The following is a 12,004-nucleotide window of genomic DNA, read 5'->3' on the forward strand; positions in this document are numbered from 1 at the left end:
GCAGCAATTATAAAAAAGGCAGAGGAAATTCCCTCTGCCTTTTTAACGACGAGCCTTTTGTTCGGGTTCAGCGATTTGCCCTTTAAAGAATATTCTTTTTCTAGGGGTAACGTTTAACTCTTGACAGTAACGCTTTAATTCACGTTCTTCCCGTTCCGTTACTAAGGATATGATGGTACCGTTTGCTCCCATTCTTCCTGTTCTGCCAGCCCTGTGAACGTACTGAGCAATATCCCTAGGGAAATCCACGTGGACAACATGAGTAACTCCTTGAATATCCAATCCTCTTGCTGCCACATCAGTAGCAATCAGCATTTTTGTTTTGCCATCGCGGAAAGCCTTGAGCTCCGCCTGCCGTTCTAATTTCTTCATGTCACTATGTAGAATTCCTGTTGATAACTCTTTGAAATTGAACTTTTCTTTAAAAACTTCAATTTCCCCAATATCATTAATAAACGCTAAGGCTTTGATGTTATCTAAACGAACGATTTTTTCCAGAAGCTTAATCTTATCTCTAGGTTCCGCAATAAAATAGATATGCTCAACTTCTCCAGAGGAAGCCAGCTCATCCTTTTCTATTCGAAGTATCTCGGGCTCCTTCGTAATTTCCTTTGCCAATTTCTCAGTTCCAGCTTTCATCGTTGCCGAGAATAAGACCACTTGGCGGTCACCCATCGTCGATTTAACAATATTTTGGACTGTGTTGAGATGCTCTGGAATCAGCAGCTGATCTCCCTCATCTAATACGACCAGCTTCACTTCGTGCATTTTTACTTTTTTCTGTTTGATCAGTTCAAATAACCGGCCTGGTGTAGCAAAAATGACATGAGGTCGCTTTTTCAATTTTTCAAGCTGGCGTTTTACGTTGGCTCCGCCAATTATGGAGGTGCCTCTTATTCCACTTCCTTCTGACCACTTTTGAAATTCCTGATAAACCTGCATAACCAATTCCTGCGATGACGCTAAAACTACCGCTTGTAATGATTGTGAATTTGGTTCCACTTTATTTAATAATGGCAATAAATAAGCAAGTGTCTTGCCCGTACCAGTTGGAGATTCTGCGATTAAATCTTTTCCTTCAAGAATCAGCGGAATGGCTGTATCCTGAATCGAAGTAGGTTGTTGAAATCCGGACTTTTCCCAGTTTTCCTGTAAAAAAGGGCTTAAGGTATTTAACATATTTGACTCCTTTTTATATCTCATTTCTACATATTATATCCACACATGAGATTGATACTAACCTATTTACTAAATTGTGTCCATAAAAAACCCATTCCTAACACGGAATGGGTCTTTGCTTCAATTCGCACATTAATCAAAGGTTCGGATAGCTAATTTATGAATGGTGGAATTTATTTCCTCGGATTCTATGATCGCTTCATTATAGTTTATTTCAATTTTTCCACTTCCAGCTAAAATCTTTACCTTTTCTATCCCGTTATATCTTTTTATTTTCCTTTTAATTTTTCCAATACATCCAGAGCAGGCAACATCATTTAGAGATAACTGAATCATACTCACTTTGAATATCCCCTTTCCATAATGGCAATTCTAACAGTACATTTATCTAAATTTCATTCATTTTTATGGCCATCAATCGGAAGTGCGCAGGCTCGACTTCGTTGACGATTGCATTCATGCCCAAAGATTGAAAAGTAGCAACTAATGGCTCTCCGGGGTGGGGTAAATGAATTTCAAATATAGTCCCAACCGGTGCCGTTTTTACAAAATTTAAGATTTCCCTGCGTGGATGTTCTCCCTTTAAGACCCTCTCACGCATATCTATGACGGCTCTTTGTCCTTCTATTTGAAAGCTGCTCATCATTTCATCTCCCATGATTATGATTTTTACCAAGTGTAGCATCCTTTTCACCTTAAAGAATTGATTTAAATCACGCACATGTATGTTTTTAATAAGGTTTGGCTGATAAATACATTAGACGCAGTTAAAAGTCATTTTTGAACGTATTGTGAACATTATCTTGAATTTGATATACCCCCTTTGATTTAGTGGTAGAATGAAAAACAGCAAGATAACAATATATCGGAGTTGAAAATGATGTTAAATAAAATTGCTCTACTGTCTACATTGTTGTTCTTTATTTTTGGAGCAAATGTATTTGCACATTCCCATTTGGAAGATTCTACCCCCAAAAATGGAGAAATCGTAACGGAGTCACTTACAGCGATTACACTTACTTTTGAAACAGCAATAGAACCCACTAGTTCTTTTACCTTAATGGATGAAAAAAATGCATTTATTCCACTTTCTGAAGTTTCAATTAATGGTGATCAATTAATCGCCAATGTCGAAGACAACCTTACTAATGGAGCGTATACCATTAATTGGAAAATAATTGGAGAAGATGGTCATCCGCTTGAAGGCGATATTCCTTTCACCGTTCAGCTTCCTGATAATGCTGCACCTCCAGAACAAAGTGAAACTGAACCACCGGCTTCTGATGTGACGACTGCCGAAACCATATCTGCCGGAGACACTGAAACGGTAATGAAAGATCAAGCTGCAGAAGTAACCGAGGCTGCTTCAGAAGAACCTAAAATGATGAATTATGTACTCCCAGCGATTATTGGTTTAATCATTGTTTTAGGTTTCGGTTGCTATTGGTTAATTTTTAGGAGGAAACAAGTCTAGATGTTTATTGCAGGTATTGTAAGTGAGGCGTTACTTTATAGTTGTTTTTCTTTGTTACTAGGAAGCTTTATTCTTAATCTTGTCCCCAAATCGGTTCGACCAGAAATTAAGATTCCCAAAATTGTACTATTGGGTGCAGCTTTAGGAATTGCTATATTTTCATTTTTACCGGTATTAAAAATAGTTCTTTATTTATATGAGGACCTAGGTTTAGGCTATACCCTTAAGTCAGTGTTAACGAATTTCGAGGTTGGTAAGACATGGATTAGTACGGGGATTATTTCGTTGATTCTATTCGTTTATCTAATTCCAATTAAACTTGAACAAAAACCATTATTCTCTTTGACAGGTCTAGCATTTACGCTTATCTTAATTGCTTCCCTTGGCTGGTCCAGTCACGCCGCTTCATTATCCAAAATGGCGGGGTTCCTTACTCATACCGCGCACTTTTTGGCCATTACAACGTGGGTTGGAATTCTGTTAGTAGTAAGCTGGTTTTCACGGAACTATGAACAATGGCTAAAATTCTTAAAGTGGTTTTCACCTGTTGCTATTCTATGTTTCGTTATTACGTCCATAACAGGGATATCATTAATGACGTTTCATATGGAATTGTCCGAATATGTTAGTGTAACGGCTATTTCCTATGGTCAGACATTATTAATCAAACATATCGCCATTTTGCCATTACTAGCTTTCGCCTTTATCAATAGCTTCTTGATTCGGAAGAGACTCAAAAATGATCCTTCTTTTAATCCACGTCCATGGGCAAAGCTGGAAAGTATTGTTGTTTTGCTTGTTTTTTCTATTACTGGTGCGCTCGGACAAGTTTCACCACCTCATGAACTTAGTTCGATGGTGAGAGCAGAAGGTGCTTCCAAGCTGTTTTCCTTTTTCCATCCAGGTGAAATAAATTTCCCTATCGACTTTTCCCCTGGGATTGGAGCAATCATTTTTTTGCTAATCGCTATCCTTTTTCTAGCGTTAATGATTGTAACTTTTATAAAAAAAGCCCCCAAAGCTATAGCATTAATAATGAGTTTATTATTTATCCTTACTGGCTATATAGGTTTTATGTTAAGTCTTTCATAAAAGAAGCAGCGGAAATTCATTCCCGCTGCTTTTTTTAGATTATACGTAATACTGCCCTTACGGGACTTCCATCCCCTTCAACCAATGGCAGCGGCAAAGCAATCAATTCATAATCACCTGGTTCCACTTCATCTAAAAGAATTGATTCAAGAATATGAATCCCATTTTCATTCAAACTATGATGAGCATGAAGGTCTTTGCTGTCAATTGGGTCGACAGATGGAACATCTACCCCGATAAGTCGAATTCCCCTCTCCGCAAGGAAAGGACCTAAGTCAGCTTCCAAATGGGGTATTTTTTCTGGAAACTCAGATGCATCTTGCCATGAACGTGTTCGAAACAACACCCTTTTCACACCTTGTAAATCTACATCGGCTAAATCATTAGCTCCTATGCTATCCTTCCCAGTCATATCGACAACCCTTGCAGGTCCAATATATAATTCCAGATCTAACTCAATAATTCTTTTCCCATCATCATCAAAATGAAAAGGTGCGTCAACATGTGTCCCTGTATGAGCGCTCATTGAAAGGCTCCCAACGTTTACAGATCCGCTTTCTGCTTTAGACCACGACACCTCATAGTGAAAGGGTGTATCTCCCGGCCAAACTGGCATTCCATTTTCAAGCCTTCTGGAAATATCAATTATTTTCATTCATCCCACTCCCTAGACAGCATTTTATTAGCCTATGTTAAAAATATATCGCGGTCCTGGTGTTGTCAATTAATGAAAGGAACTCCAAAAGTCTCCAGCGTGATTGATGATACTGCTTATATCATGAAACGGAATCGTAAAGGTCGGAAAACCAGCAGCATACGGGGCAATCTCGTATGGTTCGAAATAAACATTCAATGCCCCTTCGCTTATAAAGAAAGGCTGGTCTGCTTTTATCCCTTTATAGGTATCTGGAAAAACATAGGAATATTGTTCATCATTTTTGATTTGTTCACCAATCATTTCACTGATTACCTTTACATAATCTGCTTCTGGTTTAAACAAATCTTTAAGTTGATAAAACCTTCCCGTTTTTAAGTGAATATGGGCATATTTTTGTACAGGCATTCCGTGAGCTGCACCAAAAGGATAATCATATCCGTTTATCTCCAAGACTACCAGGTTATTTTTATAAAAACTTACCTCGAAATCACCTGAATAGCTTGATTCCAATTGTGCGTGTTCAGGGATAGGCTTGACACCGGAAAGTTCCTTCAATTTCTGATTAACTTCCTCCTCGGAACCAACCCCTGTTAACTGTGGATAATAAACCAAGTAATCCTTATTTGGTTTGAATTTATTTTCAGTTACAGAAGAATCGGCGTTTAAAGGTATGAGTGTATTTTGTTTCCAAATCAACTTGCCTTTTTTATCAAAATAGAGAATACGGAGATCGATATCTCCCTTAATTAAAGATTTATCAAACGCTAATGAACCGGTGCCTTGAACCTTTGGAAGGTAATCCAATCTCTGACCGCGTTTATCAATAAAGAAAGTCATCTCGTCATTATAGGCAGAGGCTATTCCATCCTTGTAATGGGACACACCATTATAGATAAACCCTGTATAGATGTGACCGTTAGAATCGGCTATTGCATACTTTTGAAAAAGATATGGCCTTTCAGGATTTTGCGCTTTGCCAAGTGCATATCGATTCTCTCCAAGGTTTATCAAACTAGAATACTGGGGTTTGATGATAAATTTCCCCTGCTTATCTATCAAGCCATAATGATTATTTTCAACATTCACAATGGCTTTCTCTTCAACAAACGGCTGTGTTGCCGTAAACTGTGGTTCAATTAGTACATTACCTGATTCGTCCATGTACCCCCATTTTTCATCATTACTTTTACGAAATGCCAGTATGCCTTCTCCATAATTGTCGACAAATGGATAAGAGTATGAATTCAATACCTTTCCTGTTAGATCAATGAGAGCATAGCTGCCCTCTTTCATTTTTACAAGGGCTTTTCCGTCTTGAAAGTCACTAGCCGATTCATAGGAAAGCGGAATGACTTCATTGCCTCTTCTATTTAAATAACCATATAAATACTCACCATGTTCATTTGTATTTGCAGCTGCTGCTCTGCCTTCCTGGTAATCTCCGATAAAGGAATACGCCTTTGAGGTAATTTCTTTCCCACTTTCATCCAAAACTTTAAAGCCTTCGTCATCGATAGCTGTGGCACGGCCTTCCGAAAAAGGGCTGATTGTTTCATATTTTGGTTTTACAATGAAATATCCGTCGTTGCCGATAATACCTGTAAGATTATTTAATTGAACGATGGCTAACCCATTTTCCTGAAAGTCATGAGCCATTTCATATTTGGGAGGAAGAATAAAGTCCCCCTTTGCATTAATGTATCCCCACTTACTGCCGCCAATATCTTTGACTTCTGCTGGAAAAAGGTAAACCATTCTGGTTAAGGAAAGAAGACAGCTAATCCAATTTTCCTGTTCCGTATTTCTTCTCGACATCCGTACTACCCCATTTTATTTTTTATTATATATATGAAAAAATGGGCGGGATGCAGCTTATCTGTTATTAGAAACAAAAAAAAGAATCTATTTTGAACTAATATGCTTCAAATAGATCCTTTTATATAGACTATGAAAAATAGTCTGTTGATTGGCACTCCAGGCACTTCGCTTTCCGCAGGCGGTCCGGGAAGCCTCCTCGGCGCTAAAGCGCCTGCGGGGTCTCCCCTGTCCCGTCCTCCTGGAGGAGTCTTCGTGCCTTCCGTGCCAATCAACAGAGTGCCAAAATCAATAATTAGCTATCAACATAGTCTAATATTATATAAAAACATAATTTTGCTGTAATTCTCGTAGGATATTTTCTTTTGTTTTTAAGATGGCTTGAACGATTTCGTTTCTTACTTCGGGTGTAATGCGGTAGGCTGGAACACTGACGCTAAACGCTCCGTAGGTTTGGTTATTCATTACTAGTGATACACCTAGACAATAGACATCTTTTTCACCTTCACTGTCATCTACAGCATACCCATTTCTTTTTACATCCTCTAACTGTTTGAGCAACGTCTCTGAATCTGTAATGGTCGTATCAGTTATAGCCTTTAGTTCGACTCGATTCAAATAAGCTAATACTTCGCTTTCTGACATTTCTGCCAGTACAGCCTTACCCATTGCCGAACAATAAAGAGGCTTAGATAAACCAATTCTGGAATTTAAACAAACGATAGGTTTTTTCGTTTCTAACTTGTTTACAGTTAAAATCTCATCGCCTTCTAAAATACCTAAGTGTATCGTTTCATCTAAACTATTTTGTAACTCTTTTAAATATGGATAAGATATTTTGGAAATGTCTAGATCAGCTAGATACTTATTTGCGTATTTAATTAAAGCACTGCCCATTCCGAATTTTTTCGTCTCTGGATGTTTTTTCACATAACCAATTAGAAGAAGGGTATCCAATATCTTTAAGGCCGTTGAACTAGTTAATCCTGTTTCTTGTGCGATCACATTCAATGCTTGTGGTTCTTTCTTTGCTGACAGAAAATCAAGGATACTGGAAGCCTTTATTAGAACAGTACCATATGGCTGCTTTGCATTCTCCATTATGTTACCTCCCTTCATCTTTTTACACTTATTATAATATAAAAACTAGCGAACGAGCCAGCCGCCATCCACTGGGATAATGGCTCCATTCATATAATCAGACGCCCGGCTTGCAAGGAAGACTACAACACTTTGCAGGTCTGCTGGAGTTGCCCAACGGCCCGCAGGAATGCGAGCAGTAATCTCTGCATGACGCACTTCATCCTCACGAATAGGTGCAGTATTTTTGGTTTCAACATAACCCGGTGCAATGGCATTAATTTGTATGCCTTTGACCGCTAATTCATTCGCAAATGCTTTCGTTAAACCAGCGACACCATGCTTGCTGGCTGTATAGGAAGGTACAAATTTACCACCTTGGAAAGACAGCATGGAAGCAACATTAATGATTTTTCCACTGCCTTGTTCTGCCATTACTTTTGCAGCTTCTTGGCTCAAAAAGTAAACAGCATTTAGATTAATATCCATTACAGCATCCCAATCTTCTTCCTTATACTCAAGTAAAGGCGAACGGCGGATGGTACCTGCGTTATTTACTAGGATATCCACTCTTCCGTATGTTTCTAAGCATTTAGAAACGATATCTTTTGAAACTTGTTTATCTGTTAAGTCACCTTGAAAAAACTCTACTCGACGTCCTTCTTTTTCGATTAGTTCTTTCGTTTCTTCCCAATTGTTCCCATGAGTGGTAATAAAAAGGTCCGCACCTGCTTTTGCCAGGGCAACCGAAAAGCCTTGTCCAAGACCTGTATTACCACCAGTAACAATCGCTACTTTACCATCTAATTTAAAATAATCTAATGAAAATTGTTGTAAGTCTTGCGTCATTTTTCAAAGCCTCCGTATCTGTTTAATGAGGTACATTAAAGCCAAATGGATTTATTTTAAGTCCTTCATTGGAACCATGTCCATATCATTGTATGTGATGTTTTCGCCGCACATCGCCCAAATGAACGTATAGTCACTTGAACCTACACCAGTATGGATTGACCAGCTTGGAGAAATGGCAGCCTGCTCATTAGCAATTACCAAATGTTTGGTTTCATCCGGTTTGCCCATGAAATGGAAAACCCGGGTATCTTCTTTCATATCAAAATAAAGGTATGTTTCCATACGGCGTTCATGTGTATGACATGGCATTGTGTTCCATGCGCTGCCCGGGGTTAGGATCGTATAACCCATTTGAAGCTGACAGCTTTGACATACGTTCGGGTGAATATATTGATAAATCGAACGATGATTTAACGTTGCTGAATCCCCTGTCACCATTGGCTCGATATTATCAATACTAATTCTTACATTTGGGTATTTGTGATGTGCCGGTACAGACACTGTATAGAATTTAGCTGGATTAGCTGGATCATCTGATTTAAATTGAATATCCTTTGTTTCTTTTCCAATGTAATATCCATCTTGCTTTTTCATTGGTTCTTCTGTGCCTTCGATTACAATAGATCCTGGTCCGCCGATATTAATAACACCTAGTTCACGGCGTTCTAAGAAATAAGTAACTCCTAATTCTGTAGAAAGTTCAATTGTTAATGGTTGATTTGTTGGTGTAACACCGCCAAAGATCATACGGTCATTATGGGTATACGTTAATCTTACTTCTCCTGGTACAAAGATACTTTCTACTAAAAATTCCTTGCGCAGTTGTTCCGTAGAATAGTGGCGAATATCTTCTGGGCTATGTGTATAACGAGTTTCCATTTTATTCACTCCTGTTATCGGTTTATTTTTGCACTGCCATTTTCCATTAAATTTTCTACTTCTTTTATCGTAAATGGATTACAATCACCATAAATGGTATGTTTCAAGCTTGAGTATGCGGCTGCAAATGAGACCGTATAGTTTAGGTCTGCACCAGTAAGTAATCCATGCAGAATACCTGCTGAGAAAGCGTCTCCGCCGCCAACCCGATCGACGATTGGTTCTAGCTTATGAACTTTTGAAACATAAGTAATGCCATCTTTCCAAAGCGTACCTTGTAAGGAATTAGAAGTAGCAGAATGCACATCGCGCTTGGTAGAATAAAAGACCTCAATGTTACTATATTTCTCATGCATTTTTTGATAGTAATAGTCTGTATCATCTTGACCTGACTGATTTTCTGGAATGCCTAACAAATAAATCGCATCCATTTTCCCTGCAGAGCAATAATCCACATATGGCAGGATTTTCGAGATGACCCTAGATGCTTGGTCATGATTCCAAAGCTTAGAACGGAAATTAATGTCGAAGCTGACTTTTATATCCCGCTTCTTGGCTTCTTTTATGATGTCCAAAGTAATTTCCGCTAATTTTTCAGAAAGTGCTGGTGTAATTCCTGAAACATGCAGAATGGCGGCGTTTTCAAAAAGTTGTTCGAAATCCCATTCCATTTCCTGCACCGAAGCAAAGCTAGAATTAGCCCTGTCATAAATCACTGCAGAAGAACGTTCTCCTATACCACTATCAAGGTAATAGGTTCCAAGACGATTGCCTCCAAAAAGCAATTCTTTCGTCTTAACTCCATATTTTTGAAGGTGTCTTTTCGCGGCAAGACCTAGAGCATTGCCCGGTACCTTACTTGCAAAAGTAACCTCATGATCAAAATTTGCGAGATTTACCGCAACATTTGCTTCTGCTCCTCCATAGTGCGCCTGAAAGCTTCCCGCATTGCTGAAATGAGTACCTGTGGCGGTTGAAAGTCTTAACATGATTTCCCCAAAAGTAACGATGGTGCTCATGCGGTCACCATCTTTATTTCGTGGTATCGATCGATATATTGTTTTGCTAACTTGGTAATTTGGTCGTAATCTCCAGTTTTAGCAGGAGCTAATAAATTTCCTCCTACACCAACTGCTACACAGCCTTTATTTAACCAATACTCCATGTTATCTAAATTCACTCCGCCTGTAGGCATGATATTAACTTGTGGGAGCGGTGCTTTTACAGCATCCACAAAACTTGGTTCATATGTACTGGCAGGGAATAATTTAATAATATCTACACCTGAACGAAGTGCTGTTTTCATTTCGGTTATGGTCATACAACCTGGCAGAAACGGCACTTGATAAAGGTTACAAATCTCTGCTATTTCTAAATCAAACATTGGGCTCACGACAAATTCAGCTCCCGCCATAATCGCGATTCTTGCTGTCATTGAGTCAAGAACGGTTCCTGCACCAACGACAATAGTAGAGTTATCTTTATATTTTGATACTGTTTCACGAATAACCTCATCTGCTTGTGGAGTAGTGAAAGTTACCTCTAAGCCGGTAATCCCACCCTTTACTAGTGCATCAATCGTTTTTAGTGATTCTTCTTTTGTGTCTGATCTTAGTACTGCAATCACACCACTTTTTTCAAGTTTTAAGAGAATATTAGCCTTTTTAATGATGTTTACCTCCTTGGATTTCCAAATAGGAAATGCTATTGTTTATTTGGAAATTTATATTCTTATTATATTGGAGGCTTTTGGGTTTTTCAACACCATTTTATAAAATAATCAGAAAAATAAGTATAAAAAAAATAACCTGTACGTTTAAACAGGTTACGATTCTCTATTAATCTATATACTTTGCTTCTGGAATGAGGATTTTCCATTCCTCATAGCTGATGATGGTTTCCCAATGCCCTGTTAGTTTTGCAAAGCCAATAATTAAGAAGAAGGCCACAAAGAATGACACTGGTATAAACCATTTGCTTACCTTTTTATTTGCAACAGTCATGTTCAAGGTGTCCTTCACAGGGCATGCTTCTACACAGGCCATACAAGCCGTACAATTTAAGTTATTTACGGTTTCTACCTTGTGCACCTTTACTCTTGAAGGGCATACCTTCGTACACATTTCACAGTTTGTACAAGTCTCTTCATTTCTACTGACCTTCGAAATTCTAAATATCGAACCTAACCCGATGAAAGCTCCATATGGGCAAAGGAATCTGCACCAGAAGTTCCTAAAGAATAAAGAATGCATGAACATTACGATAAGAAATCCTAAGCCAAAACCGCTGATATCTAAAAAAAATGTCAGCATTTTTATATCAGAGATTTTGTTATATGGCTCATTTAGGAAAGCAATCGCACCATAAGCAGGCATGACGATAACCATCCCTAAGAAGAACAGCAATAATAAGTATTTAATAGGGGTTAGCAGCCAAACGAGCCATGTTGGTACTTCGAAGTTACGTTTAAACAGCTTTTTACCTAATCTTGCAATCCACTCACTAACTGTTCCAATTGGGCAAATCCAGCTGCAAAAAGATCTTCGGAAAATGATAGCACCACCAACAAAAAAACTTAACAGAACAAGTCCTGCTGGATGGATTACATCAAAATCTCCAGTGGCAAGCCAAACCTTTAATGCCATTAGGGCACTAATCGGCAGGAATCCTTCCACCGCAGCCGGTCTCTCAACAAAAGGGGTTTCTCCAAGGGTTTCAAAATGCATATAAAATTGATAAAAACGGACACCGACATATAGTAAAAATAACAGGAATACAGCTTGAACGACGTACCTTGTTATTTGAACCGGCTTTCTTTTCAACTGTTTCTTGTACCAGTTCATTGACTTCATTGCGATTCCTCCAATCTTCTTCACCCTTAATATAAGGAACGAAGTAAAAAGGGGGATGTGATAAAAGTCATCAAGAATGCGGTTTTCATAAAGAATTCACAACCCTATTCTTAAAACAGACAA

The 12,004-nt window shown here is 38.5% G+C and carries 13 protein-coding genes; 2 read left to right on the plus strand and 11 right to left on the minus strand.

Annotation, left to right across the window (positions count from 1 at the left end):
* Nucleotides 1–42 precede the first annotated feature (42 nt).
* The 3 genes from ACIQAA_RS05580 to ACIQAA_RS05590 form a co-directional block, all read right to left on the minus strand.
* Nucleotides 43–1,179, minus strand: a complete 1,137-nt coding sequence (locus ACIQAA_RS05580; protein ID WP_402616091.1) for a DEAD/DEAH box helicase — start codon at nucleotides 1,177–1,179, stop codon at nucleotides 43–45.
* Between the two features lie 132 nt (nucleotides 1,180–1,311).
* Nucleotides 1,312–1,515 carry a heavy-metal-associated domain-containing protein gene (locus ACIQAA_RS05585; protein WP_402617080.1) on the minus strand — a complete coding sequence of 68 codons (204 nt, stop codon included), beginning with the start codon at nucleotides 1,513–1,515 and terminating at the stop codon, nucleotides 1,312–1,314.
* 52 nt (nucleotides 1,516–1,567) lie between these two features.
* On the minus strand, nucleotides 1,568–1,855 hold the full coding sequence (locus ACIQAA_RS05590; protein WP_402616094.1) for an amino acid decarboxylase: 288 nt from the start codon (nucleotides 1,853–1,855) through the stop codon (nucleotides 1,568–1,570).
* A gap of 204 nt (nucleotides 1,856–2,059) precedes the next feature.
* Here ACIQAA_RS05590 and ACIQAA_RS05595 point away from each other — a divergent pair, with 204 nt between their 5' ends.
* Complete coding sequence (locus ACIQAA_RS05595; protein ID WP_402616096.1) at nucleotides 2,060–2,653, plus strand: copper resistance CopC family protein; 594 nt, start codon at nucleotides 2,060–2,062, stop codon at nucleotides 2,651–2,653.
* A complete protein-coding gene (locus tag ACIQAA_RS05600) occupies nucleotides 2,654–3,745 on the plus strand; it encodes a copper resistance D family protein (RefSeq protein WP_402616099.1) in 1,092 nt (363 codons plus the stop codon).
* Between the two features lie 34 nt (nucleotides 3,746–3,779).
* Here the strand turns inward: ACIQAA_RS05600 and kynB are convergent, their stop codons facing one another.
* The 8 genes from kynB to ACIQAA_RS05640 all read right to left on the minus strand — a co-directional run bounded on the left by kynB (nucleotide 3,780) and on the right by ACIQAA_RS05640 (nucleotide 11,881).
* Nucleotides 3,780–4,400 carry an arylformamidase gene (gene kynB, locus ACIQAA_RS05605; protein ID WP_402616102.1) on the minus strand — a complete coding sequence of 207 codons (621 nt, stop codon included), beginning with the start codon at nucleotides 4,398–4,400 and terminating at the stop codon, nucleotides 3,780–3,782.
* Between the two features lie 69 nt (nucleotides 4,401–4,469).
* On the minus strand, nucleotides 4,470–6,218 hold the full coding sequence (locus ACIQAA_RS05610) for a WG repeat-containing protein (RefSeq protein WP_402616105.1): 1,749 nt from the start codon (nucleotides 6,216–6,218) through the stop codon (nucleotides 4,470–4,472).
* Between the two features lie 318 nt (nucleotides 6,219–6,536).
* Complete coding sequence (locus tag ACIQAA_RS05615) at nucleotides 6,537–7,319, minus strand: IclR family transcriptional regulator (RefSeq protein ID WP_402616108.1); 783 nt, start codon at nucleotides 7,317–7,319, stop codon at nucleotides 6,537–6,539.
* Between the two features lie 45 nt (nucleotides 7,320–7,364).
* Nucleotides 7,365–8,147 (minus strand): 2-dehydro-3-deoxy-D-gluconate 5-dehydrogenase KduD, encoded by a 783-nt coding sequence (gene kduD / locus ACIQAA_RS05620; protein WP_402616110.1) that lies wholly within the window; start codon nucleotides 8,145–8,147, stop codon nucleotides 7,365–7,367.
* A 51-nt stretch (nucleotides 8,148–8,198) separates the two neighbouring features.
* Nucleotides 8,199–9,029, minus strand: a complete 831-nt coding sequence (gene kduI, locus ACIQAA_RS05625; RefSeq protein ID WP_402616113.1) for a 5-dehydro-4-deoxy-D-glucuronate isomerase — start codon at nucleotides 9,027–9,029, stop codon at nucleotides 8,199–8,201.
* 14 nt (nucleotides 9,030–9,043) lie between these two features.
* Nucleotides 9,044–10,048 carry a sugar kinase gene (locus tag ACIQAA_RS05630; RefSeq protein WP_402616115.1) on the minus strand — a complete coding sequence of 335 codons (1,005 nt, stop codon included), beginning with the start codon at nucleotides 10,046–10,048 and terminating at the stop codon, nucleotides 9,044–9,046.
* Nucleotides 10,045–10,698 carry a bifunctional 4-hydroxy-2-oxoglutarate aldolase/2-dehydro-3-deoxy-phosphogluconate aldolase gene (locus ACIQAA_RS05635; protein WP_402617083.1) on the minus strand — a complete coding sequence of 218 codons (654 nt, stop codon included), beginning with the start codon at nucleotides 10,696–10,698 and terminating at the stop codon, nucleotides 10,045–10,047. The genes ACIQAA_RS05630 and ACIQAA_RS05635 overlap by 4 nt, the downstream gene beginning before the upstream one ends.
* 169 nt (nucleotides 10,699–10,867) lie before the next feature.
* Nucleotides 10,868–11,881 carry a 4Fe-4S binding protein gene (locus tag ACIQAA_RS05640; RefSeq protein WP_402616118.1) on the minus strand — a complete coding sequence of 338 codons (1,014 nt, stop codon included), beginning with the start codon at nucleotides 11,879–11,881 and terminating at the stop codon, nucleotides 10,868–10,870.
* Nucleotides 11,882–12,004 lie beyond the last annotated feature (123 nt).

This window comes from Neobacillus sp. NPDC093182, from assembly GCF_044754045.1.

What these genes read in the sequence shown, in the direction of transcription:
- ACIQAA_RS05580 (WP_402616091.1), bottom strand. Translation starts at nt 1,179, where the DNA reads ATGTTAAATACCTTAAGCCCTTTTTTACAGGAAAACTGGGAAAAGTCC.
- ACIQAA_RS05585 (WP_402617080.1), bottom strand. Translation starts at nt 1,515, where the DNA reads ATGATTCAGTTATCTCTAAATGATGTTGCCTGCTCTGGATGTATTGGA.
- ACIQAA_RS05595 (WP_402616096.1), top strand. Translation starts at nt 2,060, where the DNA reads ATGTTAAATAAAATTGCTCTACTGTCTACATTGTTGTTCTTTATTTTT.
- ACIQAA_RS05600 (WP_402616099.1), top strand. Translation starts at nt 2,654, where the DNA reads ATGTTTATTGCAGGTATTGTAAGTGAGGCGTTACTTTATAGTTGTTTT.
- kynB (WP_402616102.1), bottom strand. Translation starts at nt 4,400, where the DNA reads ATGAAAATAATTGATATTTCCAGAAGGCTTGAAAATGGAATGCCAGTT.
- ACIQAA_RS05610 (WP_402616105.1), bottom strand. Translation starts at nt 6,218, where the DNA reads ATGTCGAGAAGAAATACGGAACAGGAAAATTGGATTAGCTGTCTTCTT.
- ACIQAA_RS05615 (WP_402616108.1), bottom strand. Translation starts at nt 7,319, where the DNA reads ATGGAGAATGCAAAGCAGCCATATGGTACTGTTCTAATAAAGGCTTCC.
- kduD (WP_402616110.1), bottom strand. Translation starts at nt 8,147, where the DNA reads ATGACGCAAGACTTACAACAATTTTCATTAGATTATTTTAAATTAGAT.
- kduI (WP_402616113.1), bottom strand. Translation starts at nt 9,029, where the DNA reads ATGGAAACTCGTTATACACATAGCCCAGAAGATATTCGCCACTATTCT.
- ACIQAA_RS05630 (WP_402616115.1), bottom strand. Translation starts at nt 10,048, where the DNA reads ATGAGCACCATCGTTACTTTTGGGGAAATCATGTTAAGACTTTCAACC.
- ACIQAA_RS05640 (WP_402616118.1), bottom strand. Translation starts at nt 11,881, where the DNA reads ATGAAGTCAATGAACTGGTACAAGAAACAGTTGAAAAGAAAGCCGGTT.